The 26,213-nt window shown below is 72.6% G+C and carries 19 protein-coding genes, 4 tRNA genes and 2 pseudogenes; 10 read left to right on the plus strand and 15 right to left on the minus strand.

The features are described from left to right. A pseudogene (locus EF903_RS09310) lies at positions 1-431 on the minus strand (hypothetical protein); the annotation flags it as partial. Between the two features lie 111 nt (positions 432-542). Here EF903_RS09310 and hrpA point away from each other — a divergent pair. Together hrpA and EF903_RS09320 are read left to right on the plus strand one after the other, a co-directional pair. Further along, a complete protein-coding gene (gene hrpA / locus EF903_RS09315; protein WP_125542727.1) occupies positions 543-4,466 on the plus strand; it encodes an ATP-dependent RNA helicase HrpA in 3,924 nt (1,307 codons plus the stop codon). Between the two features lie 85 nt (positions 4,467-4,551). After that, positions 4,552-4,625 (plus strand) — tRNA-Asp (locus EF903_RS09320). Positions 4,626-5,231: 606 nt separating this feature from the next. Here the strand turns inward: EF903_RS09320 and bldC are convergent. Both bldC and EF903_RS09330 read right to left on the minus strand, forming a co-directional pair. Beyond that, entirely contained in the window at positions 5,232-5,438 is a 207-nt protein-coding gene (gene bldC, locus EF903_RS09325) for a developmental transcriptional regulator BldC (RefSeq protein WP_003949541.1), read from the minus strand. A gap of 482 nt (positions 5,439-5,920) precedes the next feature. Beyond that, the gene (locus EF903_RS09330) at positions 5,921-6,775 is read right to left on the minus strand and encodes a hypothetical protein (protein WP_125542728.1); all 855 of its coding nucleotides are present in this window, start codon (positions 6,773-6,775) and stop codon (positions 5,921-5,923) included. Between the two features lie 202 nt (positions 6,776-6,977). Between EF903_RS09330 and EF903_RS09335 the strand changes: the two genes are divergently transcribed. Then, a complete protein-coding gene (locus tag EF903_RS09335) occupies positions 6,978-8,093 on the plus strand; it encodes an amino acid dehydrogenase (protein ID WP_312845903.1) in 1,116 nt (371 codons plus the stop codon). 233 nt (positions 8,094-8,326) lie between these two features. Further along, positions 8,327-8,638: a DUF3073 domain-containing protein gene (locus EF903_RS09340; RefSeq protein WP_229884581.1), complete on the plus strand. Its 312-nt coding sequence runs from the start codon at positions 8,327-8,329 to the stop codon at positions 8,636-8,638. A 99-nt stretch (positions 8,639-8,737) separates the two neighbouring features. On the opposite strand, the gene purM is transcribed toward EF903_RS09340, so the two are convergent. The 7 genes from purM to purS form a co-directional block, all read right to left on the minus strand. Next, a complete protein-coding gene (gene purM, locus EF903_RS09345) occupies positions 8,738-9,808 on the minus strand; it encodes a phosphoribosylformylglycinamidine cyclo-ligase (RefSeq protein WP_125542730.1) in 1,071 nt (356 codons plus the stop codon). Between the two features lie 98 nt (positions 9,809-9,906). After that, a complete protein-coding gene (gene purF / locus EF903_RS09350; protein ID WP_125542731.1) occupies positions 9,907-11,424 on the minus strand; it encodes an amidophosphoribosyltransferase in 1,518 nt (505 codons plus the stop codon). A 328-nt stretch (positions 11,425-11,752) separates the two neighbouring features. Continuing rightward, positions 11,753-12,589 (minus strand): META domain-containing protein, encoded by an 837-nt coding sequence (locus EF903_RS09355; protein WP_125542732.1) that lies wholly within the window; start codon positions 12,587-12,589, stop codon positions 11,753-11,755. An 82-nt stretch (positions 12,590-12,671) separates the two neighbouring features. Beyond that, entirely contained in the window at positions 12,672-13,466 is a 795-nt protein-coding gene (locus EF903_RS09360) for a maleylpyruvate isomerase family mycothiol-dependent enzyme (RefSeq protein WP_125542733.1), read from the minus strand. An 86-nt stretch (positions 13,467-13,552) separates the two neighbouring features. Next, complete coding sequence (gene purL, locus EF903_RS09365) at positions 13,553-15,802, minus strand: phosphoribosylformylglycinamidine synthase subunit PurL (RefSeq protein WP_125542734.1); 2,250 nt, start codon at positions 15,800-15,802, stop codon at positions 13,553-13,555. Continuing rightward, a complete protein-coding gene (gene purQ, locus EF903_RS09370; RefSeq protein ID WP_114058208.1) occupies positions 15,799-16,479 on the minus strand; it encodes a phosphoribosylformylglycinamidine synthase subunit PurQ in 681 nt (226 codons plus the stop codon). Before purQ ends, purL begins: the two co-directional genes overlap by 4 nt. A 3-nt stretch (positions 16,480-16,482) precedes the next feature. Then, the gene (gene purS, locus EF903_RS09375; protein ID WP_114058209.1) at positions 16,483-16,734 is read right to left on the minus strand and encodes a phosphoribosylformylglycinamidine synthase subunit PurS; all 252 of its coding nucleotides are present in this window, start codon (positions 16,732-16,734) and stop codon (positions 16,483-16,485) included. 345 nt (positions 16,735-17,079) lie between these two features. Between purS and EF903_RS09380 the strand changes: the two genes are divergently transcribed. The 6 genes from EF903_RS09380 to EF903_RS09405 all read left to right on the plus strand — a co-directional run bounded on the left by EF903_RS09380 (position 17,080) and on the right by EF903_RS09405 (position 19,900). Then, on the plus strand, positions 17,080-17,397 hold the full coding sequence (locus EF903_RS09380) for an Lsr2 family protein (RefSeq protein WP_114058210.1): 318 nt from the start codon (positions 17,080-17,082) through the stop codon (positions 17,395-17,397). Positions 17,398-17,540: 143 nt separating this feature from the next. Continuing rightward, positions 17,541-17,612, plus strand: a tRNA-Gly gene (locus EF903_RS09385). A 78-nt stretch (positions 17,613-17,690) separates the two neighbouring features. Further along, a tRNA-Gly gene (locus EF903_RS09390) sits at positions 17,691-17,763 on the plus strand. Between the two features lie 183 nt (positions 17,764-17,946). Next, the gene (locus EF903_RS09395) at positions 17,947-19,194 is read left to right on the plus strand and encodes a sensor histidine kinase (protein WP_125542735.1); all 1,248 of its coding nucleotides are present in this window, start codon (positions 17,947-17,949) and stop codon (positions 19,192-19,194) included. Then, positions 19,191-19,802, plus strand: a complete 612-nt coding sequence (locus EF903_RS09400; protein ID WP_114058212.1) for a response regulator transcription factor — start codon at positions 19,191-19,193, stop codon at positions 19,800-19,802. The genes EF903_RS09395 and EF903_RS09400 overlap by 4 nt, the downstream gene beginning before the upstream one ends. A 22-nt stretch (positions 19,803-19,824) precedes the next feature. Next, a tRNA-Gly gene (locus EF903_RS09405) sits at positions 19,825-19,900 on the plus strand. 77 nt (positions 19,901-19,977) lie between these two features. Here the strand turns inward: EF903_RS09405 and EF903_RS09410 are convergent. From EF903_RS09410 to EF903_RS09430, 5 genes and pseudogenes are all read right to left on the minus strand, one after another. Beyond that, positions 19,978-20,880: a phosphoribosylaminoimidazolesuccinocarboxamide synthase gene (locus EF903_RS09410; RefSeq protein WP_125542736.1), complete on the minus strand. Its 903-nt coding sequence runs from the start codon at positions 20,878-20,880 to the stop codon at positions 19,978-19,980. A 98-nt stretch (positions 20,881-20,978) separates the two neighbouring features. Continuing rightward, the gene (locus EF903_RS09415) at positions 20,979-22,457 is read right to left on the minus strand and encodes a N,N-dimethylformamidase beta subunit family domain-containing protein (RefSeq protein WP_125542737.1); all 1,479 of its coding nucleotides are present in this window, start codon (positions 22,455-22,457) and stop codon (positions 20,979-20,981) included. Positions 22,458-22,764: 307 nt separating this feature from the next. After that, positions 22,765-24,363, minus strand: a complete 1,599-nt coding sequence (locus EF903_RS09420) for a hypothetical protein (RefSeq protein WP_125542738.1) — start codon at positions 24,361-24,363, stop codon at positions 22,765-22,767. A 287-nt stretch (positions 24,364-24,650) separates the two neighbouring features. Further along, positions 24,651-25,904, minus strand: a complete 1,254-nt coding sequence (gene purD, locus EF903_RS09425) for a phosphoribosylamine--glycine ligase (protein WP_125542739.1) — start codon at positions 25,902-25,904, stop codon at positions 24,651-24,653. A 60-nt stretch (positions 25,905-25,964) separates the two neighbouring features. Beyond that, positions 25,965-26,213: pseudogene (locus EF903_RS09430) on the minus strand (DNA polymerase III subunit gamma and tau); the annotation flags it as partial.

Below are 26,213 nucleotides of genomic sequence, written 5' to 3' on the forward strand. Positions count from 1 at the left end.
GCGGCGGACCACGGCCCCACGGCGGAAGCCCGTACGACCCCGCCCGCGTCAGCCCACTGCCCCGCGGCGGAAGCCCGTACGGTGTCGGCCGCGTCAGCCCACTGCCCGACGGCAGGAGCCCTCACGGCCCCGCCCCCGGCGGACCACCGCCCCACGGCGGAAGCCCGTGCGGAATCCGGTACACCGCCGGCGGCTCCGGCGGAGATCCGGCCGGGCAGCGGCCCCGCGACGTCCGCGGAAGCCCGGCCCGCAGCCCGGTCGGAGACGTCCTCGGCGGCCCCGGCGGACGGGGCCGTCCCGGCCGGCCGGCCGACCGGCGCCGCAGCCGCCGTGCCCGCCGCGCCGCCGGCGAGACCGCACAGCAGCACCAGCAGCGCCGGCAGCGCCGCGAGCAGCACGCCGCACACGCGTCGGTGCGCGCTGCTCGGCATACGTGGGGCCTCTCACGCGGGAAGGGACGGGGGATCGTCCCGAAATGGTACGGGTCCCCCCGACAAATGCGTTCGCCACCCGGCGCACCGGGGTGAGATCCTCGAGCAGGTATGTCTACTTCCTTCGCCGCCCTGCAGACGCTTCTCGGTGAGATCTCCCTCCGCGACGCGCACCGCCTCGGCCGCCGCCTAGAAGGCGCCCGCCGCATCCGAAAGCCCGAGGCCAGGCAGGCCGTGCTCGACGAGATCGCCGCGGAGGCCGAGAAGGCCGCCGCGCGGCTGGCCGGCCGCGCCTCGCGCATGCCCGAGGTCACCTACCCCGAGAACCTGCCCGTCAGCCAGAAGAAGGACGAGATCGCCGAGGCGATACGCGACCACCAGGTCGTGATCGTCGCCGGTGAGACCGGTTCCGGCAAGACCACGCAGATCCCCAAGATCTGCATGGAGCTGGGCCGCGGCGTCCGCGGCATGATCGGGCACACCCAGCCCCGCCGCCTCGCGGCCCGCACGGTCGCCGAGCGGATCGCCGAGGAGCTGAAGTGCGAGATCGGCGGCACGGTCGGCTGGAAGGTCCGCTTCACCGACCAGGTCGACCCGGACGCGACCTTCGTGAAGCTGATGACGGACGGCATCCTCCTCGCGGAGATCCAGACCGACCGCGAGCTGCGCGCCTACGACACGATCATCATCGACGAGGCCCACGAGCGGTCCCTGAACATCGACTTCCTGCTGGGCTACCTCTCCCAGCTGCTGCCCCGGCGCCCCGACCTCAAGGTCGTGATCACCTCCGCGACCATCGACCCGGAGCGCTTCTCCCGCCATTTCGGCGACGCCCCGATCGTCGAGGTCAGCGGCCGCACGTTCCCCGTGGAGGTCCGCTACCGGCCGCTGCTGGAGGAGGATTCCGAGGAGAGCGACCGCGACCAGATCACCGCGATCTGCGACGCCGTGGACGAGCTCCAGGCCGAGGGGCCGGGCGACATCCTGGTCTTCCTCTCCGGCGAGCGCGAGATCCGCGACACCGCGGACGCCCTCGTCAAGAAGAAGCTGCGCTTCACGGAAGTGCTGCCGCTGTACGCCCGCCTCTCCCACGCCGAGCAGCACCGGGTCTTCCAGCAGCACACCGGCCGCCGCATCGTCCTCGCCACGAACGTCGCCGAGACCTCGCTGACCGTCCCCGGCATCAAGTACGTGATCGACCCGGGCACCGCCCGCATCTCCCGGTACAGCCACCGCACCAAGGTCCAGCGCCTGCCGATCGAGCGGATCTCGCAGGCCAGCGCCAACCAGCGCAAGGGCCGCTGCGGCCGCACCAGCGACGGCATCTGCATCCGGCTGTACTCCGAGGACGACTTCGAGGCCCGCCCGGAGTTCACCGACGCGGAGATCCTCCGCACCAACCTCGCCTCCGTCATCCTCCAGATGACCGCGGCCGGGCTCGGGGAGATCGAGAAGTTCCCGTTCATCGACCCGCCGGACCACCGCAACATCCGCGACGGCGTCCAGCTCCTCCAGGAGCTCGGCGCCCTCGACCCGGCCGAGAAGGACCCCCGCAAGCGGCTCACCCCGCTCGGCCGCAAGCTCTCCCAGCTGCCCGTGGACCCGCGGCTGGCCCGCATGGTCCTGGAGGCCGACCGCAACGGCTGCGTCCGCGAGGTCATGGTCATCGCCGCCGCGCTGTCGATCCAGGACCCGCGCGAGCGCCCGTCCGACAAGCAGACCCAGGCCGACCAGCACCACGCCCGCTTCAAGGACGAGACCAGCGACTTCCTGTCCTTCCTGAACCTGTGGCGCTACGTCCGGGAGCAGCAGAAGGAGCGCGGCTCCTCCTCCTTCCGCCGGATGTGCAAGCAGGAGTACCTGAACTTCCTGCGGATCCGCGAGTGGCAGGACATCTACTCGCAGCTGCGCACGGTCGCCAAGGGCATGGGCATCCACGTGAACGAGGCGGACGCCTCCGAGCAGCACGTGCACGTGTCGCTGCTCGCGGGCCTGCTGTCGCACATCGGCCTGAAGGACACCGACAAGAACGAGTACCTCGGCGCCCGCAGCGCCAAGTTCGCGATCTTCCCGGGCTCGGCGCTCTTCAAGAAGCAGCCCAAGTTCGTGATGTCCGCCGAGCTGGTGGAGACCTCCCGGCTGTGGGCGCGGGTCAACGCCAAGGTGGAGCCCGAGTGGGTCGAGCCGCTCGCCGGGCACCTGCTGAAGCGCACGTACAGCGAGCCGCACTGGGAGAAGGACCAGGCGGCCGTGATGGCGTACGAGAGGGTCACGCTGTACGGCGTGCCGATCGTCGCCCAGCGGAAGGTCAACTACGGGCGGATCGACCCGGAGGCCTCACGCGAGCTGTTCATCCGCCACGCCCTCGTCGAGGGGGACTGGCGCACCCACCACAAGTTCTACGCGGACAACCGCAAGCTGCTGACCGAGGTCGAGGAGCTGGAGAACCGGGCGCGGCGCCGCGACATCGTCGTCGACGACGAGACCCTCTTCGACTTCTACGACCAGCGGATCCCCGAGCACGTGGTGTCGGGGGCGCACTTCGACTCCTGGTGGAAGCACAAGCGCCGCGAGGAGCCCGAACTCCTCGACTTCGAGCGCGAGATGCTGCTGACGGAGAAGGCGGCCGGCGTCACCAAGGCCGACTACCCCGACTCCTGGCGGCAGGGGCAGCTGAAGTTCCGGGTCACCTACCAGTTCGAGCCGGGTGCGGACGCGGACGGCGTGACCGTCCACATCCCGCTCCAGGTGCTCAACCAGGTGACCTCCGAGGGCTTCGACTGGCAGATCCCGGGCCTGCGGGAGGAGGTGGTGACCGAGCTGATCCGGTCGCTGCCCAAGCCGATCCGCCGCCACTACGTGCCCGCGCCGAACTACGCGGCCCGCTTCCTGGACTCGGCGGTTCCCCTCCAGGAGCCCCTGACGGCCACGCTGGCGCGCGAACTGCACCGGATGGTGGGCGTCCCGGTCACCGCGGACGACTTCGACCCGTCCCGGATCCCCGACCACCTGAAGATCACCTTCCGGATCGTTGACGAGCGGCGCCGGAAGGTCGCGGAGGACAAGGACCTGGAGGCGCTGCGCCTGAAGCTCAAGCCGAAGGCCCGCCAGGCCCTCTCCCAGGCCGCCGCGGCCACCGCCGAGCGGGCGGGCGGGGAGTCGGTGGAGCGCTCCGGCCTGACGGACTGGACGATCGGCGCCCTGGCCCGGGTCTTCGAGACGCGGCGGGCCGGCCAGCCCGTGAAGGCGTACCCGGCGCTGGTCGACGAGGGGGCGAGCGTCGCCGTGCGCCTCTTCGACACCGAGGCCGAGCAGCAGCAGGCGATGTGGCTGGGCACGCGCCGGCTGATCCTGCTGAACCTCCCCGTGAACGCCGCCAAGTTCGCCTCGGACCGGCTCAGCAACCAGCAGAAGCTGTCGCTGTCGCGCACCCCGCACGGCTCCGTGCAGGCGCTGTTCGACGACTGCGCGACGGCCGCGGCGGACAAGCTGATCGCCGACCACGGCGGCCCGGCCTGGGACGAGGCGGGCTACCGCAGGCTGTACGAGGCCGTGCGCGCCGACCTGGTGGACACGACCGTCCGCACGGTCGGGCAGGTGCAGCAGGTCCTCGCGGCCTGGCAGGCCTGCGAACGGCGCCTGAAGGGCACGCAGAGCCCGGCCCTGCTGGCGAACCTGCAGGACGTCAGGGCGCAGCTGGCGGCCCTCATGCCGCCCGGCTTCGTCACCCTGACCGGGCTGCGGCGGCTGCCGGACCTGATGCGGTACCTGGTGGCGGCCGACCGGCGGCTCCAGCAGATGCCGACGGCCGTCCAGCGGGACACCACGCGCATGCAGAAGATCCACGAGATGCAGGACGAGTACGCCTGGCTGCTGGAGCAGCTGCCCAAGGGCCGGCCCGTGCCGGAGGCGGTCACGGACATCCGCTGGATGATCGAGGAACTCCGGGTCAGCTACTTCGCGCACTCGCTGGGGACGGCGTACCCGATCTCCGACAAGCGCATCGTGAAGGCGGTGGACGCGGCGGCTCCGTGACGGGGCGCCCGGCCGGTTCGACCGCACCCCCCGGGCTCATGTACAGTCTGATGCGCAGCCAAGCGAGAAAACGGCTGCACATCGAGGTCCTGTGGAGCAGTTGGTTAGCTCGCCACCCTGTCAAGGTGGAGGTCGCGGGTTCAAGTCCCGTCAGGATCGCAGCAGGAGAAGGGCCCGCATCCCCAGGATGCGGGCCCTTCTGCACGTCCGCGTCCGCCGCGTCACCTGCTGCGTCCACTGCTGCGTCCACTGCGCCGGCCGCACTCCGGCGGCCCGGGCCGGCACACGCGCCACGGGGGCCACCGCCCGCCCGGGAGGCAACGGCCGGTACTTCACCCGTTCGGCCGACCGAATTCACCCGTCTGCCCTCCACGGGTGCAATCCTCCGCGTAAGTCACGCCTCGGGCGAGACCGCTCTGCGCGGGACATCCCTTTACGGGCGCATTGCCTCCCACACAAGAGTCACAGCCTGTGACAGGAGTCACCACACGAGTTTTCGGCACCCGCACTTTTATCGCACCTATACGTCCGCTCAATTTAATATGTGCAATGGCACCTCCTCCCAGGGGCGGCCCGGACGCCCGGGCGTCCGCTCGCCGCCCCGCCCGCGGGCACAAAAAAGATCGCGCTGGACCCGGCGGAGTCCAGCGCGACCGAACGGCCGGGCACCTGTTGGGGCAGGTCCGGCCGAATGAAGCACAGTGGGTTTCATCGGATTGGGGGATCCGATGCCTACCCGTTCAAAGCGGGGTGATGAACGCGACCTCAGGCCTCGCTGCGCTGCTGCGGAATTCCCGCGAGCAGGGCGCGGACCTCGGCCTCGCGGTAGCGGCGGTGCCCACCCAGGGTGCGGATGGACGTCAGCTTGCCGGCCTTGGCCCAGCGGGTCACCGTCTTCGGGTCCACGCGGAACATCGTGGCGACCTCAGCCGGGGTCAGCAGCGGCTCGGCATCAGGGGTGCGAGCGGTCATGAGCGGCCTCCTCGGGAGAACCGAACCATCTCGGTTCTTTCCTCTAAATTCTGCACCTTGGCCCGCGTTGCCCGAAATGGACATACGCGGGCCGAGTCGGTTATAGGACGAACGGCTTGTCCTCGGCACTACAACTACACCATCCGTCCAGCCGCGACGGCCAAACCGACGGAATTGCCCTCCGAGGTGTTCATCAGCGGTCGGAAGCCGATGGACCGCCCCATAACGGACAGTCACCCCACTGTAACGATCAGTCACAGAGTGATCAGGAGTCCTCTGGACCCCCCGTAGCGTGCAATGCCGAGCATTCCGCCCTCAGTTGGGCGGAAGGAACCCTCCCCGGACTCCTTGTCCTATTTTGGCACGAGGGTAGGGGAACGGCGCAAGGGTGTGTTTAGTGCAGTCCGTCACGCTTGAGGCAATGGCCCGGATCGGGACGTAGGTCCCGCCCGTTCGGCCCGAATACGGGTTCGCGGCTCCCCCTAGTTGGCGAACAGTCTCTCCCGGACCTCCCGCCAGCGCTCCCCCAATTCCGCGTACGCCTCCGCCGCCCCGGCCTCGTCCCCGGACCGCAGCGCCGCCATCCCCGCCGCGACGTCCCGGGCCGACCGGTCCGCCGCCAGCCGCTCCGCCGGCAGCGCGTGCACCAGCCCGCCGTAGTCCAGTTCGACCATGGACCGCGGGTGGAACTCCTCCAGCCAGCTGCCGACCCCGACCAGCCCGTCGGCGAGCATCTCGTACCCCTCCGCCTCGCGCAGCGTCCGCAGCGCCCGGGCCAGCCGCCGCCGCGCCTGGACCATCGGCGTCCGGTACCGCAGCCGCTCGCCCGGCAGGTACTCCCGCTCATCGTCCGACACGAGCACGAACCAGCGCAGTGGCACCTGCCACACCGAGCTGCGGATCCACGGCCGCGCGTCCGGGTTCCGCTCGCGCCAGCGCTCGTACTCCTCGGCCGCCCGCCGCCGCGACTCCGGGGGCAGCGCCGCGTCCAGCACCGGAGCCGGGAACTCCTCGACGAGCTCCTTCAGCGCCAGCCAGCCCCGCAGCCGGGTCCGCCACGGGCAGACCAGCAGCACCCCGTCCACCTCCGCCGTGAAGGCGTCCGAGCTCTCGCGCCGCGGCACCCCCGCCACCGGGACGCGCACCAACTCCGCCAGCGACCGGCGCAGTTCGTCCTGGGCCGTCGGCGCCGCCCCGCGCCGGGCGTACGCCGCCCAGTGCGTGCGCTCCGGCTCGGCGAAGGCCGCCAGCGGCTCGTAGACGCGCAGGTAGGAGGCGTACGGGACGGTCGGCGCCGGGCGCTCGGAGGGCGGCCGGGGGTCGCGGGATGCACTCACGCTTCCGTACTCCCCCGCCCCGCCCGGGCCTACTCCGCCCGCCGCGCGGACCGACCCCGGCGGCAGCGGGGCGCCGGGCCCGTACTCCGGGAGTGTTCCGATCCCCGGACAGGGGCTCTGCGGGCGGCGCTTTGGACTTACTCTGCTCCCAGCACGCCCTCCCCCACCCGCAGGGCGGGCGTCATTCCGCCGCATCTCTTCCATGGGAGTCACCACCGTGACCGAAATGACCGACGGCGTCCTGCACACCCTGTTCCGCACGGAGCAGGGCGGCCACGAGCAAGTCGTGCTGTGCCAGGACCGGGCCACCGGACTCAAGGCCGTCATCGCCATCCACTCCACCGCCCTGGGCCCCGCCCTCGGCGGCACGCGCTTCCACGCGTACGCCTCCGACGAGGAGGCCGTCCTGGACGCGCTGAACCTCTCGCGCGGCATGTCCTACAAGAACGCCATGGCCGGCCTCGGCCTCGGCGGCGGCAAGGCCGTCATCATCGGCGACCCGGACGTCATCAAGACCGAGGAGCTCCTGCTGGCCTACGGCCGCTTCGTGGAGTCCCTCGGCGGCCGCTACGTCACCGCCTGCGACGTCGGCACCTACGTCGCCGACATGGACGTCGTCGCCCGCGAGACCCGCTGGGCCACCGGCCGCTCCCCCGAGAACGGCGGCGCCGGCGACTCCTCCGTCCTCACCGCCTTCGGCGTCTTCCAGGGCATGCGCGCCAGCGCCCAGCACCTGTGGGGCGACCCGACGCTGCGCGGCCGCAAGGTCGGCGTGGCCGGCGTCGGCAAGGTCGGCCACTACCTCGTCGAGCACCTCCTGGAGGACGGCGCCGAGGTCGTGATCACGGACGTCCGCGAGGACTCCGTCCGCCGCATCCTCGACAAGCACCCGCAGGTCGTCGCCGTCGCCGACACCGACGCGCTGATCCGCACCGAGGGCCTGGACATCTACGCCCCCTGCGCGCTCGGCGGCGCCCTGAACGACGACACCGTCCCGGCGCTCACCGCCACGATCGTCTGCGGCGCGGCGAACAACCAGCTCGCCCACCCCGGCATCGAGAAGGACCTCGCGGACCGCGGGATCCTCTACGCCCCGGACTACGTCGTCAACGCGGGCGGTGTGATCCAGGTCGCCGACGAGCTCCACGGCTTCGACTTCGACCGCTGCAAGGCGAAGGCCACGAAGATCTTCGACACCACGCTCGAAATCTTCGCACGTGCGAAGTCGGACGGCATTCCGCCGGCCGCCGCCGCCGACCGCATCGCCGAGCAGCGCATGGCGGACGCCCGCGCCGCCAAGGCGGCGAAGGCCTCCTGACCCCGCCGGCGGGCGGCCCCGCCGGGCGCGGCGAGACGGAACTCACTGCGCCTCGGCGGGTCGCCCGCCGGGAAAGAGTTAAAATCGCAGCTGACCAGCGAGGACGGGGCGCCTCGGTGGTACTGCACCGGGGCGCGTGATGCGGGCGGCGTACCGTATGGCCGCGGAAGCAGGTACCGTTAAACCCCTACGGACGGTCTCTCCGAGGAGAGCCCGCTCCGAACCATGAACGCGTGTCAGACTCTGGGGCCGTCGAGCCCCGTCACCGAGGGGGTCGAGCCATGGGGCGCGGCCGGGCCAAGGCCAAGCAGACGAAGGTCGCCCGCCAGCTGAAGTACAACAGCGGCGGCACTGACCTTGCGCGTCTGGCCAACGAGCTGGGCGCATCGCCGACGGCGCCGCTGCTGCCTGTCAGCGAGCCGGTCGACGTCGATGACGAGCTGGACGACGACGACCCGTACGCCAAGTACGCGGAGATGTACAACGACGACGACGAGGACGAGGACGACGAGTCCGGCCCGTCCGCGCAGCGTCGCGGCGCTTGACGCCTACGCCGTAGCCGGCCACCCACGCGGCCGAGCAGCTGCAACAGCACAGGAAACCCGGTCCGGGGCCCCGCCCCGGACCGGGTTTCCGTGCATCCCTCAGCGCGCGTAGGAGCCGGTCAGCTCCGCACCCGTGGCGTGCTCGCCCCGCTCGGTGATCGCGCCCGCGACCCAGGCGTCGACGCCGCGGTCGGCCAGCGCGGTCAGCGCCACGTCCACCGACTCCTGCGGGACGACGGCCATCATGCCGACGCCCATGTTCAGGGTCTTCTCCAGCTCCAGCTGCTCCACCCGGCCGGCCGTGCCGACGAGGTCGAAGATCGCGCCGGGCGCCCACGTCGACCGGTCGACGGTGGCGTGCAGGTGGTCCGGGACCACCCGGGCCAGATTGGCCGCGAGGCCGCCGCCGGTGATGTGCGAGAAGGCGTGGACCTCGGCCGTACGGGTGAGGGCCAGGCAGTCCAGCGAGTAGATCTTGGTGGGCTCCAGCAGCTCCTCGCCGAGGGTCCGGCCGAGCTCCTCGACGTGGGCGTCGAGCGACATCCCGGCGCGGTCGAAGAGGACGTGGCGGACGAGCGAGTACCCGTTCGAGTGAAGGCCGGACGACGCCATCGCGATGACCGCGTCACCCGTACGGATGCGATCCGCGCCGAGCAGGGCGTCGTACTCGACGACGCCGGTGCCCGCGCCCGCCACGTCGAAGTCGTCCGGGCCCAGCAGGCCCGGGTGCTCGGCGGTCTCGCCGCCGACGAGGGCGCAGCCGGCGAGGACGCAGCCCTCGGCGATGCCCTTGACGATGGCGGCGACGCGCTCCGGGTGGACCTTGCCCACGCAGATGTAGTCCGTCATGAAGAGGGGCTCGGCTCCGCACACCACGATGTCGTCCATGACCATGGCGACCAGGTCGTGGCCGATCGTGTCGTAGACGCCCATCTGGCGGGCGATGTCGACCTTCGTGCCCACCCCGTCGGTGGCAGAGGCCAGCAGGGGGCGCTCGTAGCGCTTGAGGGCGGAGGCGTCGAAGAGGCCGGCGAAGCCGCCCAGGCCGCCGAGGACCTCGGGGCGCTGCGTCTTCTTCACCCACTCCTTCATCAGCTCGACGGCGCGGTCCCCCGCTTCGATGTCGACGCCCGCCGCGGCGTAGCTGGCACCGGTGGTCTTCTCTGTCATGACAGGAGAGAGCTTTCGTGTCGTTACTGCGTTGGAGTGCCGGGCCCTGGGAAAAGCTTGAAAGACAGGGCCCGGCGCAGGTTGAGCGGGACTGCGGGCTACGGGCGGCGCAGCGCGTCGGCGGCGTCGGTGCCGCCGGCCAGCTCGGTCTCCAGGAGCTGCTTGCCCAGCAGCTGCGGGTCGGGCAGCTCCATGGGGTACTCGCCGTCGAAGCAGGCGCGGCAGAGGTTCGGCTTCTGGATGGTCGTCGCCTCGACCATGGCGTCGAGGGAGATGTACGCGAGGGAGTCCGCGCCCAGCGAGGTGCCGATCTCCTCGACGCTCATGCCGTTGGCGATCAGCTCGGCCCGGGTGGCGAAGTCGATGCCGAAGAAGCACGGCCACTTCACCGGCGGCGAGGAGATCCGGATGTGGACCTCGGCCGCACCGGCCTCGCGGAGCATGCGGACCAGCGCGCGCTGGGTGTTGCCGCGGACGATCGAGTCGTCCACGACCACCAGGCGCTTGCCCCGGATGACTTCCTTGAGCGGGTTGAGCTTGAGGCGGATGCCCAGCTGGCGGATCGTCTGCGAGGGCTGGATGAAGGTCCGGCCGACGTAGGCGTTCTTGACCAGGCCGGAGCCGTACGGGATGCCGCTCGCCTCGGCGTAGCCGACGGCGGCCGGCGTGCCGGATTCCGGCGTCGCTATCACCAGGTCGGCGTCGACCGGGGCCTCCTTGGCGAGGCGGCGGCCCATCTCGACGCGCGAGAGGTAGACGTTCCGGCCGGCGATGTCGGTGTCCGGGCGCGCCAGGTAGACGTACTCGAACACACAGCCCTTGGGCTTCGCTTCTGCGAAGCGGGAGGTGCGCAGGCCGTTCTCGTCGATGGCGATGAGCTCGCCGGGCTCGACCTCGCGGACGAAGCTGGCGCCCACAATGTCGAGGGCGGCGGTCTCGCTCGCGACGACCCAGCCGCGCTCCAGGCGGCCGAGGACCAGCGGGCGGATGCCCTGCGGGTCACGGGCGGTGTAGAGGGTGGTCTCGTCCATGAAGACGAGCGAGAAGGCGCCCTTGACCTGCGGGAGGACCTTGGCGGCCGACTCCTCGACGGTCAGGGGGCGGCCCTCGTCGTCCGTCTGGCCGGCCAGCAGGGCCGTGACGAGGTCGGTGTCGTTGGTGGCCGCCACCTGGGTGGCGCGGCCGTCCTGTCGGGGGAGGTCGGCGACCATCTCGGCAAGCTCGGCGGTGTTCACCAGGTTGCCGTTGTGGCCCAGGGCGATGGAGCCGTGGGCGGTCGCGCGGAAGGTCGGCTGGGCGTTCTCCCAGACGGAAGCGCCGGTGGTCGAGTAGCGGGCGTGACCGACCGCGATATGACCTTGGAGCGATCCGAGGGAGGTTTCGTCGAAGACCTGGGAGACGAGTCCCATGTCCTTGAAGACGAGGATCTGGGAACCGTTGCTCACAGCGATGCCCGCGGACTCCTGTCCGCGGTGCTGCAGTGCATACAGTCCGAAGTAGGTGAGCTTGGCGACCTCTTCACCCGGAGCCCAGACACCGAAGACGCCGCAAGCGTCCTGGGGGCCCTTTTCGCCGGGGAGCAGGTCGTGGTTGAGTCGTCCATCACCACGAGGCACGCCACCGAGTGTAGGCGAGATCGACCACTGGTCCGAATTGGGGACTGACGGTAAAAGTCACAGTGCGGACAGTCGGGTAACCCCTGCGGAGGGTGACGGGTCCGATATCCGCAAATGCGGTGGTTGACACGCACCTGCCGATGCAATGGGCGCTCTTCCTGCGGTGTCGCGGCGAGAGCGGCGCGAGTGCGGTCGGGCGGCGGCCGACGGCGCCGGCGCCGCGGTCGGCGGATCCCGCTCCGCTTTCTCCGGGAGAGCGGGGCGCCGCCGCCGGGAACGCCGCGTTTCTTTTCCTTTTCTTTCCCTTTTTCCGGTGCGTTCGTACGGGTCACTCGGCGGCGGAGGCCGCCTCGGCCGTCAGCCCGCGGCCGTCGGGCGCGGTCAGGGTGAGGGTGTGCGCCCGGATCCGCCAGGTGAGGGGGCCGCTGCCGAGGAGTTCGGTGAGGGTGCGCTCCAGGTCGCCCTCGGGGCCGGTGCAGGCGACCCGGGTCGACGTCAGCCCGCCGAAGGTGATCCGGTCGCCCTCGACGGCGGCCGGGGCGCTGAACCGGTTGCACCCGAGGTTGCCCTCCGCGGCACCGTCGGGGCCGATCCGCAGGACGGCCCGGCCGGCCGCCGGAGCCGGTACGGAGGCTGCCGTACCACCGCTGAGCAGGGCCGTGACGGTCCACTGGGTGGCGGTGAGCGGGGCGTCCGGCACGGGGGCGCGCAGCACCAGCTCGACGGTGCTGCCGTCGGCGGCCTTCAGGGTCAGCCGGTCCCCGGGGCCGCGGCGTGCCTCCAGGCGCCCGCGGAGCACCTTGGCGAACTCGGCCTCGAAGGCGCTGTGTTCGCAGGCCATGGTGGTCGACGCGCCGGGTTCGACGGTGAGGGCGGTGGCCTGCCGGCCGGCGGCCTCGTGGGTGACGGCCGCGGTGAAGCCGTTGCAGCCGTAGTTGCCCTTGGCCTCGGCCCGGCCGGGGGCGCCGGTCTCGAAGTCCACGAGCGCGGTGGGAGGTGCGGTCAGGGTGCGGCCGCCGGCCGTCAGGCTCCGTACGGACCAGTTGCCGGCGAAGTCGGGGCCCGCGGAGGCGCCGGGTGGGGCGCCTCCGTCGCCGCACGCGGAGGTCGCGGCGAGGGCCAGGAGGGCGACGAGGGCTGCGGGGAGGTTCCGGAGCGTTCGCATGCCGGTGGGACGGGCGGCCGGCCCGACCGGTTCCGCGGGCGCGGACCGGCCCCGTCGGCGCCCGCCGCGCCGGTGGCCGGATTCAGCTCATCACCGGCAGCAGTGCGGCGAGGTCGGCCCGCTCGCCGCTCGCGGTGACCCGGGCGTCGGCGAGGGCCGCCTCCCACTGCGTACGCCCGGTGGCCAGCCGGATCCACGTCAGCGGATCGGTCTCCACGACGCCCGGCGGGGTGCCGCGGGTGTGCCGGGGGCCCTCGATGCACTGGACGACCGCGAACGGCGGGACGCGCACCTCCACCGCACCGCCCGGCGCGGCGAGCGCGAGGGCGTCGGCGAGCAGCCGCGTGGTGGCGGCGAGCGCCTGCCGGTCGATCGGGACGTCCAGGCCCGCGGCCCGGTTGAGGTCGTCGGTGTGGACGGTGAGCTCCACGGCGCGGGTGACGAGGAAGTCGGCGAGGGCCATGTCCCCGACCCACAGGTGCAGGACCCGGCTGCCGACCGGGTTCGCCGCGAGCTGCTCGGCCATGCGGGCCCCCGCGCGGTCGTACAGCTCGGCGAGCGGGGCGCCCGCGAGGGTCTCCTTGGCGGCCTCGGCGATCTTCCCGGCGAGCGAGGAGGTCGCGGACGGCCACTCGACGGCCGTGAGCTCGGGGACGGCGGCCGGCGGGCGGGCCAGTCCGGCGGCGAGCGAGTCGGCGATCCAGGCGATGTGCGCCGCGAGGTCGGCGACGGTCCAGTCGCCCAGGCCGGTGGGGCGGGCGAGCTGCTCGGGCGTCAGTTCGCGGACCGCGTCGGCGAGATGGCCGAACTGCGCCGTGACGGCGGCTCGGATCTTCACGGCGTCGTAGGTGCGCGGGCGACGGGTCCTGGGTGCCATGCGGCGAGTGTGCCCGATCGGCCGCGGCGGCCGCAGCACGGCGGGCACCCGGGTGGGGCGCCCGCCGTGCCGCGGGGCGGGGCGGATCAGGCCAGCAGGCCGGGGATCGTCGCCTCGTGGGCCTCGCGGAGCTCGGCCAGCGGGATCGTGAACTCGCCCTGGACCTCGATCTCCTCGCCGTCCACGACACCGATGCGGGTGGCGGGCAGGCCGCGCGCGCCGCACATGTCGGTGAAGCGGAGCTCCTCGCTGCGCGGGACGGCCACGACGGCCCGGCCGGCGGACTCGGAGAACAGGAAGGTGAACGCGTCCAGGCCCTCGGGGACCACGATCCGGGCGCCGTTCCCGCCGCGCAGGCAGGACTCGGTGAGCGCCTGGACGACGCCGCCGTCGGAGACGTCGTGCGCCGCGTCGACCATGCCGTCGCGCGAGGCGGCGATCAGGATCTCGGCGAGCAGCTTCTCGCGGCCCAGGTCCACCTTCGGCGGGAGGCCGCCGAGGTGGTCGTGGACGACCTGCGACCAGGCGGAGCCGCCGAACTCCTCGGCGGTGTCGCCGAGCAGGTACAGCAGCTGGCCGGGCTCGGCGAACGCCATCGGCGTCCGCCGGTTGACGTCGTCGATGACGCCGAGGACCGCCACGACCGGGGTCGGGTGGATCGCGGTGTCGCCGGTCTGGTTGTACAGCGAGACGTTGCCGCCGGTGACCGGCGTGCCCAGCTCCAGGCAGGCGTCCGCGAGACCGCGGCAGGCCTCGGCGAACTGCCACATGACGCCGGGGTCCTCGGGCGAGCCGAAGTTCAGGCAGTCGGAGACGGCCAGCGGCTTGGCGCCGGTCGCGGCGACGTTCCGGTACGCCTCCGCCAGCGCCAGCTGCGCACCCGTGTACGGGTCGAGCTTGGCGTAGCGGCCGTTGCCGTCCGTCGCCATGGCCACGCCGAGGTTCGACTCCTCGTCGATGCGGACGATGCCGGCGTCCTCCGGCTGCGCGAGGACGGTGTTGCCCTGCACGAACCGGTCGTACTGGTCGGTGATCCAGGACTTCGAGGCCTGGTTCGGGGAGGAGACCAGCGCCAGGACCTGCGCGCGGAGCTCCTTGGAGGTCTGCGGGCGCGCCAGCTTGCCGGCGTCGTCGGCCTGGAGGGCGTCCTGCCAGTCGGGGCGGGCGTACGGCCGCTGGTAGACCGGGCCCTCGTGGGCGACGGTGCCCGGGGGCACGTCCACGATCTGCTCGCCGTGCCAGAAGATCTCCAGGCGCTCGCCGTCGGTCACCTCGCCGATGACCGTGGCGATGACGTCCCACTTCTCGCAGATCTCCATGAAGCGGTCGACGTGCTGCGGCTCGACGATCGCGCACATGCGCTCCTGCGACTCGCTCATGAGGATCTCCTCGGGCGAGAGCGTGGCGTCGCGCAGCGGGACGGTGTCGAGCTCGACGCGCATGCCGCCGGAGCCGGCGGAGGCCAGCTCGGAGGTGGCGCAGGACAGGCCGGCGCCGCCGAGGTCCTGGATGCCCGCGACCAGCTTCTCCTTGAAGATCTCCAGGGTGCACTCGATGAGGAGCTTCTCCTGGAACGGGTCGCCGACCTGGACGGCGGGGCGCTTGGCGGGCTTGGTGTCGTCGAAGGTCTCGGACGCGAGGACCGAGACGCCGCCGATGCCGTCGCCGCCGGTGCGGGCGCCGTAGAGGATCACCTTGTTGCCGGGGCCGGAGGCCTTGGCGAGGTGGATGTCCTCGTGCTTCATCACGCCGATGCAGCCGGCGTTGACCAGCGGGTTGCCCTGGTAGCAGGCGTCGAAGACGACCTCGCCGCCGATGTTGGGCAGGCCCAGGCAGTTGCCGTAGCCGCCGATGCCCGCGACGACGCCCGGCAGGACGCGCTTGGTGTCGGGGTGGTCGGCGGCGCCGAAGCGCAGGGGGTCGACGACGGCGACCGGGCGGGCGCCCATGGCGAGGATGTCGCGGACGATGCCGCCGACGCCGGTCGCCGCGCCCTGGTAGGGCTCGATGTACGAGGGGTGGTTGTGCGACTCGACCTTGAAGGTGACCGCGTAGCCCTGGCCGACGTCGACGACGCCGGCGTTCTCGCCGATGCCGACGAGCATGGCGTCGTTCGCGGGGGCCTTCTCGCCGAACTGGCGCAGGTGGACCTTGCTGCTCTTGTACGAGCAGTGCTCGGACCACATCACGGAGTACATGGCGAGCTCGGCGCCCGTGGGGCGGCGGCCGAGGATCTCGCGGATGCGCTGGTACTCGTCCTCCTTGAGGCCGAGTTCCTTCCAGGGCTGCGCCGCGTCCGGGGTCCCGGCGGCGTGCTTGACGGTGTCCAGAGTCATGCGGAGACCAGCTTCTTCAGGATCGAGGTGAAGAATCCGAGGCCGTCGGTGCGGCCGGTCCCGATCAGCGGCTCGACCGCGTGCTCGGGGTGCGGCATGAGGCCGACGACGTTGCCGGCGGCGTTGGTGATGCCGGCGATGTCGTTCAGCGAGCCGTTGGGGTTGAAGTCGAGGTACCGGAAGGCCACTCGGCCCTCGCCCTCCAGTTCGTCCAGCGTCCGCTGGTCGGCGACGTAGCGGCCGTCCATGTTCTTGAGCGGGACGGAGATCTCCTGGCCCTGCTCGTAGTCGCCGGTCCAGGAGGTGTCCGCGTTCTCGACGCGCAGCTTCTGGTCGCGGCAGATGAAGTGCAGGTGGTTGTTCCGGAGCATCGCCCCCGGCAGCAGGTGGGCCTCGGTGAGGATCTGGAAGCCGTTGCAGATGCCGAGGACCGGCATGCCGCCCCTGGCCTGCTCGATGATGGTCTCCATCACCGGCGAGAACCGGGAGATGGCTCCGGCGCGCAGGTAGTCGCCGTAGGAGAAGCCGCCCGCGAGGACGACCGCGTCGACCTGGTGCAGGTCCTTGTCGCGGTGCCACAGCGAGACGGGCTCGGCCCCTGCGAGGCGCACGGCGCGCAGCGAGTCACGGTCGTCGAGCGTTCCGGGGAACGTGACGACACCGATGCGAGTGGTCACCGGTCAGTCCTCTACCTTCACGGTGAAGTCTTCGATGACGGTGTTGGCGAGGAACGTTTCGGCCATCTTGTGGATCCGGTCGAGGGCGGTCTGGTCGACCGGACCCTCCACCTCCAGCTCGAAGCGCTTCCCCTGGCGGACGTCGGCGATGCCCTCGAAGCCCAGGCGCGGCAGTGCACGCTGCACCGCCTGGCCCTGGGGGTCGAGGATCTCCGGCTTGAGCATGACGTCGACTACGACGCGTGCCACTGGCACTCCCGATGGGTGGTTGGTGCAAGGCGGTTCCTTCAGCGTACCCGCCCGAAATTTCTACGCGGGTAGATTTCCGGAGGCGGCCGAACAGGCGCCCTTCGGGCTTCACCAACGCTTCGCAAAATCCGCCGGAAAACCCCCGACTCGGCATTGCGGCGGGACACGCGCAGACAATTAACTGGGCTTCGCAATGCAATGGCAATCGCGGTACAAAGGAATCCCCGAGCGAGCGGGATTTGCCACCCCGCTTCGGGGCCGGAAAACCGCATTGCTCCGAAACATCCACACAGGCGACATCACCGCACGTCAACGGACGGCGGCGAGTGGCCCACGAAGGGATCGAGATCCGTGGCGCAGCGCGTAGTGGTCACTCTCTCCGACGACATCGACGGCGGAGAAGCGGCGGAAACCGTCACGTTCGGCCTGGACGGGAAGTCCTACGAGATCGATCTCAATCCGGCCAACGCGAAGAAACTCCGGAAGAGCCTGGCCCCGTACGTGGCGGCCGGCCGCCGGCAGTCCCGCTCCGGACGGGCCTTCAAGCACACCTCCCTCGCCCCCGACCCGGCGGTGGTCCGCGCCTGGGCCCGGTCGCACGACTTCGACGTGCCCCCGCGGGGCCGGATCCCCAAGCGCGTCTACGAGGCGTACGAGCAGGCGCACTGATCCGCCCCCGGGCAGGCGGCCGGCCCCTGCCGCGCTCGGCGGGGCGGGGGAGCGGGGGCGGATTTGGCATCCACCCCCTGTCGTCCGCTAGTGTGTGGATCACGCCGAGGGGCGAGGCCGCAGGTCAGAGCCCCGAAGGTCGTGCGGGTGTAGTTCAGTAGCAGAACATCCCCCTTCCAGGGGGAAGGCGCAGTGTGCGATCCCTGTCACCCGCTCGCAGGCTTTACCCACCACTCCGGTGGATCGGGTAGAGTGATGCACGCATCGCGCGGCCATCGTGCCGAGGCGGGCATGCGGACGTAGCTCAGTTGGTAGAGCACCACCTTGCCAAGGTGGATGTCGCGAGTTCGAGTCTCGTCGTCCGCTCAGCTCCGAAGGGCCCTGATCATCGATCAGGGCCCTTCGTCGTATACCCCCGCACCCCGCCGGCCACTGACAAATGTCATCCTCGGCGATGATCACGTGCACTGGTGCGGCGGCCGGCCCGCCGCCAGGCTTGGACCGTGGGGAGCGCCCGCCCGAGGGCGGCGGGGGGAACGGACGGGAACCGTGTCGAGACTGACCGGATGGTGGAAGAACCGCAGCAGCGCGGCCAAGGTCGAGCTGTACACGCGCTGGTCCTTCCACTTCTTCATGGCGATCGAGGCGCTCGTCCTCCTCGCCGCCCTCGGCACGGCGCCGGGGCCCGTCGCCGCGGTGCTCGTCCTGCCCGTGCTGGCGCACCCCGTGCTGTGCGGAGTGCTCTCCTCCAGAGCGCTGGACTGGGTCCTGGGCCACCGCGAACGCCCTGCGCGGCAGACCGCCGCCACGGCCGCCCTGACCGTGGTGATCGTCGCCGCCCTGCTGGCCCTGCAGTCCGCCGGCCAGACCGGCGAGGAGAACGCCACCCCCATGATCGTGGTCAACACGGTCGCCTTCGCCACGGGCGCCCTCTCCCTCGCCCTGGCCAAGGTCCGCCACATGGTGCTGCTGCCCCTCGCGGCGGCCGTGCTCGCCGGACTGCCGGCCGCCGCCGTCCGGCCCCCCGCGGAGGCTGCGGGGTACGCGGCCGGCGTCTTCCTCACCAGCCTCCTCCTCACCTTCACCTGCGCCTTCTCCGCCTGGCTCCTCAAGACCGTCTACGAGCTCGACCGCGCCCGCGAGCTCCAGGCCCAGCTCGCCGTCGCCGAGGAACGCCTCCGCTTCGGCCGGGACCTGCACGACGTCATGGGCCGCAACCTCGCCGTCATCGCCCTGAAGAGCGAACTCGCCGTGCAGCTGGCCCGCCGCGAGCGCCCCGAGGCCGTCGACCAGATGATCGAGGTCCAGCGGATCGCCCGCGAGTCCCAGCGCGAGGTGCGCGACGTCGTCCGCGGATACCGGGAGGCCGACCTCGCCGTCGAGCTGGAGGGCGCCCGCGGCGTCCTCGCCGCGGCCGGCATGGACTGCAGGGTCGAGGTGGAGGCCGGGCGGGTCCTGCGCCCCGAGGTGCAGTCCGCGCTCGGCTGGGTGGTCCGCGAGGCCACCACGAACGTCCTGCGGCACGGCGACGCCCGCTCCTGCGTGATCCGCCTCACCGTTCCCGCCGAGGGCGCCGCCGGCGCGGCCTCCGAAGACGGCGTGCTCACCCTGGACGTGGAGAACGACGGGGCCCCCGGTGCCCCCGCCGGACCCCCCGGCTCGGGGCTCGCCGGGCTGCGGGAGCGGCTCGCCGCCCTGGACGGCACGCTGGAGGCCGGCCCGCTCGGCGACGGCCGGTTCCGGCTGCGCGCCCGGATCCCCGGGCGCCAACTGCGAGGACTGGAGGTGCGGGCATGAGCCCCGTGCGCGTACTGCTGGCCGACGACGAGCACCTGATCCGCGGCGCCCTCGCCGCCCTCCTCGCCCTGGAGGACGACCTGCTGGTCGTCGCCGAGGCGGCATCGGGGCCCGAGGCTCTGGCGATGGCCCGCGCGCACCGGCCCGATGTGGCGGTGCTCGACCTGCAGATGCCGGGGGCGGACGGCGTGAGCGTCGCCACGTCCCTGAAGGCCGAGCTCCCCGACTGCCGCACCATGATCGTCACCAGTCACGGTCGGCCCGGCCACCTCAAGCGGGCCCTGGCCGCGGGCGTGCGGGCGTTCGCCCCGAAGACCGTGTCGGCGCAGCGGCTCGCCGAGCTCATCCGCACCGTGCACGCGGGCGGCCGGTACGTGGACCCCGAGTTGGCGGCCGACGCGATCAGCGCCGGCGACTCGCCGCTGACCGCCCGCGAGGCCGAGGTGCTGGAGCTCGCCGGGGACGGCGCGCCGATCGCGGAGATCGCCGAACGGGCCGGCCTGTCGCAGGGCACCGTGCGCAACTACCTGTCGTCGGCGGCCTCGAAGCTGGGCGCCGAGAACCGGCACACCGCGGTGCGTCTCGCCAGGGAGCGGGGTTGGGTATAGTGGTGCCCGCGCCACGGCGCCTGCGGACATAGCTCAGTTGGTAGAGCACCACCTTGCCAAGGTGGATGTCGCGAGTTCGAGTCTCGTTGTCCGCTCCACAGGGAAGCCCCCGGTCACCGACCGGGGGCTTCCTGCGTGTCCCCCCTCGGCCCGGCCCGGCCGAGGGGGGACGCGTTCAGGACCAGGACAGGCCGGTGAGCCGCTCGTACGCCTCGACGTACTTGGCGCGGGTCTGCTCGACGACGTCCTGCGGCAGGGCGGGCGGCGGCAGTTCGCCCCTGGGGTCCCAGCCGGAGGCCGGGGAGGACAGCCAGTCGCGGACGAACTGCTTGTCGAAGGACGGCTGGGCGCGGCCCGGCTCCCACAGGTCGGCCGGCCAGAAGCGGGACGAGTCGGGGGTCAGCACCTCGTCGGCGGCGACCAGCGTGCCGTCGCGGTCGAAACCGAACTCGAACTTGGTGTCCGCGAGGATGATCCCGCGTTCGCGGGCGATGTCCCGGGCGCGGCCGTAGACGTCCAGGGTCGTCCGGCGCAGCAGGGCGGCGGTCTCGGCGCCGGTGGTGCGGGCCACCTCCTCGTACGAGACGTTCTCGTCGTGCTCGCCGACCTCGGCCTTGGCCGCCGGCGTGAAGATCGGCGCGGGCAGCTCCGAGCCGTCCACGAGCCCCTCGGGCAGCGCGAGCCCGCACACCGTACGGGTCTGCCGGTACTCGGCGAGGCCCGAGCCGGTGAGGTAGCCGCGGGCGACGCACTCCACCGGGACCATCTCCAGGTCCTTGCAGACCAGGGTGCGGCCCGCCCAGTCGGCGGGGGCGCCGGCGGGCAGGTCGGTGCCGATGACGTGGTTCGGGACGAGGTCGGCGAGCTGGTCGAACCACCACAGCGACAGCTGCGTCAGGACGCGGCCCTTGTCCGGGATGCCGGTGGGCAGCACCCAGTCGAAGGCGGAGATGCGGTCGCTGGCGACCATGACGAGGTTGCCGTCCCCGTCGCGGTAGAGGTCCCGCACCTTGCCGGTGTGGAGGTGGACGAGGCCCGGCACCTGCACCGGCTCGGGCTTTTCGACGAATCCGGACACGGGGCCTCCCTGTGGTTCTGTACGAGCGCAGCCCCATTCTCCCGCACCGGCCGCGCGGCGGCCGACGAGGGTGGGGGCGGCAGGGGGCGGCGCCCGGGTCAGTCCCTCTTGCAGATCCGGTCGAGGAGGTTCGCCGTGGCCCGCTGGATCCGCTCGTCGACATGCCCGGGGCGGTCCAGCGCCGGGGACCACGCGAAGGTCCCGGAGGCGAAGACCAGCGCCCCGCTCGGCGCCCGGTACAGGGAGGTCTCCTGGTGCCGCCGCGCCCCGTCCCCGTCGAGGTACGGGGAGTGCGCGAGGAGGATCCTGTCGTGGTGCTCGGGCAGCTGGGTGCGCGGGAAGTAGCGGTCGGCCTCGCCCGCGACCAGGCCGGGCAGCTCGTCGTTCTCGCCGGCTCCGGTGGAGTCCCAGAGCCAGTGCGCGGCGTTGCGGACCACGAGCGGGGCGGGCTCGGGGACCCGCCCCGCGTACTGGATGCCGAGGAGCTGCTGCTCCGGGCGGTCGACCTCGCGCCACAGGCAGGGGCGGCCCGGGCCGCGGCGTTTTCGGCAGGTCAGCAGCCGGTCGGGGACCCCGGAGGGGGAGGGGCCGAGCTCGACCTGCCAGTACATGGTGTTCGCGGAGAGGAAGACGAGGGAGGTGCCGTGGTCGCGGGCCCCCTCGACGGTGCGGCGCATGGCCGCCGACCAGTACTCGTCGTGGCCGGGGAAGACGAGGCCGCGGTAGCGGGTGGGGTCGACGCGGCCGGCGTGCAGGTCCCGGGTGTCGGCGTAGGCGAGGTCGTAGCCGTAGCGCTCGGCCCAGCGGATGAAGTCGTAGGCGTGGCCGACGTGCAGCGGGAGCCCTGCGCCGGCGTAGGGGCGGTCGAAGGAGACGGTGACGGCCGCGTCCTGCTCGCCGAGCAGCCGGCCGTCCGTGTCCCACGCGTGGTAGAGGCTGGCGCCGGTGCGGCCGTCCTCCGGGTACAGGTTGTACGCCTGCCAGGTGATGTCCGGCAGCAGCAGGAGCAGGTCGGCGGGGTGCTCGTCGCGGACGGTGAACGGGATGTGGGACCGGTAGCCGTCGGCGGTGGTCAGCACGGCCACGTAGGCGCCGAGGTTCCAGTACGAAGGGACCTGCAGCCGCCACGACAGCCACCAGTGGTGGCAGGACACGGTCCGGTCGGCGGTCAGCGGGGGCGGCTGCACGATCCCGGAGAGGCGGGGGCTGGTGGTGATCTTCGAGGCGCCGTCGCCGCCGTAGTGGCCGATGCGGTAGACGTCCACGGAGAACTGCTGCGGCGGGTCGACCGTGATGTGGAAGTCGATGGCCTCACCCGGGGCCACGGCCCCGGTGGAGGCGAACCCCTTGATCTGCCGGTGCACGTCGTCCGCGGTGCGGGGGCCGCCGCTGCCCGTGGCGCGGGCCGGCCGGCCGGGGGCGATGGCCGGGTCGACGTACCACGGCACGACCTGGCCGGTGTCGCCGAAGTAGACCTCGCTGCCGCGGAACCACGGCAGCGGGCCCTGCCCGAAGGGATCGTTCACCGCATGGGCGAGTGCCCCCGACTCCCACCGCCGGATCTGGTCCGAACCCATTCCGCGCCCCTCCCTCGCTCCCCCGAACGGTCCTCTGCTGCATGCCGGCACGGCTCGGCTGCCCGGGCGACCGACCGCGGCCGGTCCCAGCACATCACATAACGCGCTGATTCCGTCACCGTTCGCCACAACCGGCCACCGCCCGGAAATCCACCGTGGCCCGGCACCGCAAACGGGAGTTGCCGGTGGGATTCCAGTGGTGGAGGAGGCTGCTGAGCCCGCCGCCCGGTGAGACGGCGGGCGCCGGGTCACGCACCGGCGGGGGGAGGCTTCCGGCGCACGGGGCGGGGAGGCGGGGCGGTCGGAGTCAGAGGAGGCGGATGGGCTTCTCCGGGCGGATGCCCAGGGCCGCGAGCCAGTCCCGGAGGGGTTCCGGATCGCCGTCCTCCACGAGGCTCAGGACGCGGGGGGCGAGGTCCTTGCGGCGTTCCCCGGCGAGCAGCAGGACGGGGCCGTCCAGCCAGTCCAGGCCCGGGCCGGCGCCCACGCCGTCGACGGCGGCGCAGCACACCGCGGCCGTCACGTGGTCGGCGAGCAGGTCGCGGCCGCTGCGCTGCGGCTGCAGCGGGAACAGCGGCACCGCGTCCGCCCCGCGCACCGGCTCGGCCCGGTGCTCCGCGGAACGTTCCTCCCTGGCGACATCGGCGCTGAGGCGCCCCGCCAGCGCCTCCCCGGGGCCGCCTTCGCCGCCCCCGTCCGCCAGGTAGCCGAGGACCCGGTCCAGGGTCGGCCCGGTGCCGGCCGGCACCGCGAGGGCGTCCAGCGCGGCGTGCAGCCGGGCCGCCTCCTGGCGCCACTTGCGGTCCACGACCTCCTCCGGGTACGCCGCCCAGTCCACGGGCGACCACTGCGGCCCCGGCTCGGCCGGGCCGCCGTGGAACAGCCGCGCGGCGAGCAGCGAGGCCGCCTCGTCCACCGCGCCGGGCCGCTCCAGCAGGTCACAGGCGGGCCGCTCGCCCAGCCGGGAGGTGAACCCGTCGGCCAGCCGGTCCCGCCGGGACAGCTCGGTCAGCGCGGAGACGACCCCCGCGTCGAGGTGGGAGGGCCATCGGCCCATCCGCCATGCGGGCAGCGCCACCCTGGTCAGCAGCCGGTCCCAGCCCGCGTACGCGAGGCCGACCTGCTCCTGGGCGGTGATCCGGAGCCCGTAGTCGACCCGCTCCGCCCGCGCGGACGCCGCGGCGGCGACACCCCGCTCCATCTCGGCGGCGTCCTCCCGGCACAGCCGCAGCAGGAGCCGGGCCGGGCGGCCGATCCAGCCGAGGCCGGGCCTGCTGCCCACGTCGGCGGCGGCGTCGAGCCCGCGTACGAAGCTGCGGGCGTCGGCTATGTCCGGGTGCGCCGAGGGCCCCGTACCGGCGACGACGGGCGCGAGCACCGCCCGCAGCTCCGCCACCCGCATCCACCAGAGGAACGGGGATCCGATCACCAGCACCGGCGCGGCGCCGGGCTCGCTGCCCGGGCCGGCGGCCGCGCCCCGCCGGCGGTGGGCCGCATGCGTGCGGTCCTCCAGCCAGCTGTCGCAGTCCGGCGCCAGCGCTATGGCCGACGGCGCGGGCACCTCCATCCGGTCGGCCAGGTCCCGCACCAGCCGGTACAGGTCGGGCGCCTCCGACTCGGCCAGCGGCACGGTCGGGGTCACGGCCGGGCCGGCGCGCAGCACCACGGCGGCGAAGACGCCCGCGGCGAGCAGCACGACGGCGGCGACCGCGCAGACGACGAGCGCCACCAGCGGCCAGGGGTCGCCGGCGAGCCTGCCCGTCATGCGGGCGGTCACCAGCACCACCGCCGCGGCGGCGGGCAGCAGGCAGAGGGCCAGCGCCCTGCTCCGCACGCGGAGCACGGCCAGGGCCCGGGAGCGCGCGGACGGCGCGCCGCCTTCCCGATACGAACCGGTTCCGGACACGGCCGGACCTCACCCCCTCTGCCCTGCGGCGGTTTCGCTCACTCCCCCACTGTGACACCCGCCACTGACATCGCAATGCCGGTGGGCCAAGTGCCGGAATGCTTGCGCCGCACCCTAGTTGGGGAGCGGCCGGCAGTCAGCCGGACAGTATGACGATCACTCGATGGAATGGCTTTGGGCAAAGCTGCTGCGTTCGAACGCGGCCGGATGCACTCGCACACGTACACGCGCGCGGGCCCGGTGCGCACGTCCCTCGCGCACCGGGCCCGCGTCGCGGTTCGGCCTGCTCAGCTGCCCGCGGCCGCCTTGGCGGCGATGTCCGTACGGTGCTGGGAGCCGTCCAGCCGGATCCGCGCGACGGCCCGGTACGCCTTCTCGCGGGCCTCCGCGAGGTCGGCGCCCGTGGCGGTCACCGACAGGACGCGGCCGCCCGCGCTGACGACCGCGTCGCCCTCGCGCCGGGTCCCCGCGTGCAGCACGTACGCGTCGGGGCCGTCCTCGGCGGCGACCTCGTCCAGGCCCTCGATCGGGTCCCCGGTGCGCGGCGTGCCCGGGTAGTTGTGCGAGGCGATGACCACCGTGACGGCGGCGTCGTCGCGCCAGGACAGCGGCGGCTCGGCGTCCAGGGTGCCGTTGGCCGCGTTCAGCAGCACGCCCGCGAGCGGGGTCTTCAGCCGGGCCAGGACGACCTGCGTCTCGGGGTCGCCGAAGCGGGCGTTGAACTCGATGACGCGGACGCCGCGCGAGGTGATCGCGAGGCCGGCGTACAGCAGGCCGGAGAAGGGCGTGCCGCGGCGGCGCAGCTCGTCGACGGTCGGCTGGAGCACGGTCGCCATGACCTCGTCGACCAGCTCGGGGTCGGCCCACGGCAGCGGCGAGTAGGCGCCCATGCCGCCGGTGTTGGGGCCCTGGTCGCCGTCGAGCGCGCGCTTGAAGTCCTGGGCGGGACGCAGCGGGACCACGGTGACCCCGTCGGTGATGGCGAAGAGGGAGACCTCGGGGCCGTCGAGGTACTCCTCGATGACGACGCGGTCGCAGGCCAGCGCGTGGGCGCGGGCGGCCTCCAGGTCGTCGGTGACGACGACGCCCTTGCCGGCCGCGAGGCCGTCGTCCTTGACGACGTAGGGGGCGCCGAAGGCGTCGAGCGCCTCGTCGACCTCCTCGGGCGTGGTGCAGACGTAGCTGCGGGCCGTCGGGACGCCGGCGGCGGCCATGACGTCCTTCGCGAACGCCTTGGACCCCTCCAGCTGCGCCGCCTCGCCGGACGGCCCGAAGACGGGGATGCCGGCGGCGCGGACGGCGTCGGCGACGCCGGCCACCAGGGGCGCTTCGGGGCCGATGACGACCAGGCCGGCGCCGAGCTCGGCGGCGAGGCCGGCCACGGCGGCGCCGTCGAGGGCGTCCACCGGGCGCAGCTCCGCCACCTCGGCGATGCCGGCGTTGCCGGGGGCGCAGTACAGCGCGTCGACGGCGGGGTCGAGGGACAGGGAGCGGCACAGGGCGTGTTCGCGGGCGCCGCTGCCGATGACGAGGACCTTCACGCCATGCAGCCTAGCCCGCTCGCGCGCCGGCCCTTTGTGCGGCCACCCGAAAAGAGGCCCCTACTCGTTCGTGTATTCCTCCACAACGGTCGCCCCGAGCTCGCGGACGATGAGGTCGTGCCCGGTCAGCGCGCTCTCGACGAGGTCGGGGTCGTCCTCCTCCGGTACGTCGTCCTCGGGCGCGACCGGCGGCGGCGCCTGCCGTACGGGCCCCTGCGGCGCTGCGGCGGCCTGCGGGGGCTGCTGCGGCGGCTGGTACTGCGGGGACGGGGCGGACGGCTGCGGCGCGGGCGCCGGTCGCGCCCGAGG

Source organism: Streptomyces sp. WAC05292 (genome assembly GCF_003949955.1).
In the GTDB taxonomy this organism is placed as follows: domain Bacteria; phylum Actinomycetota; class Actinomycetes; order Streptomycetales; family Streptomycetaceae; genus Streptomyces; species Streptomyces globosus.

What these genes read in the sequence shown, in the direction of transcription:
- hrpA (WP_125542727.1), top strand. Translation starts at nt 543, where the DNA reads ATGTCTACTTCCTTCGCCGCCCTGCAGACGCTTCTCGGTGAGATCTCC.
- bldC (WP_003949541.1), bottom strand. Translation starts at nt 5,438, where the DNA reads ATGACCGCTCGCACCCCTGATGCCGAGCCGCTGCTGACCCCGGCTGAG.
- EF903_RS09335 (WP_312845903.1), top strand. Translation starts at nt 6,978, where the DNA reads ATGGGAGTCACCACCGTGACCGAAATGACCGACGGCGTCCTGCACACC.
- purM (WP_125542730.1), bottom strand. Translation starts at nt 9,808, where the DNA reads ATGACAGAGAAGACCACCGGTGCCAGCTACGCCGCGGCGGGCGTCGAC.
- EF903_RS09355 (WP_125542732.1), bottom strand. Translation starts at nt 12,589, where the DNA reads ATGCGAACGCTCCGGAACCTCCCCGCAGCCCTCGTCGCCCTCCTGGCC.
- EF903_RS09360 (WP_125542733.1), bottom strand. Translation starts at nt 13,466, where the DNA reads ATGGCACCCAGGACCCGTCGCCCGCGCACCTACGACGCCGTGAAGATC.
- purL (WP_125542734.1), bottom strand. Translation starts at nt 15,802, where the DNA reads ATGACTCTGGACACCGTCAAGCACGCCGCCGGGACCCCGGACGCGGCG.
- EF903_RS09400 (WP_114058212.1), top strand. Translation starts at nt 19,191, where the DNA reads ATGAGCCCCGTGCGCGTACTGCTGGCCGACGACGAGCACCTGATCCGC.
- EF903_RS09415 (WP_125542737.1), bottom strand. Translation starts at nt 22,457, where the DNA reads ATGGGTTCGGACCAGATCCGGCGGTGGGAGTCGGGGGCACTCGCCCAT.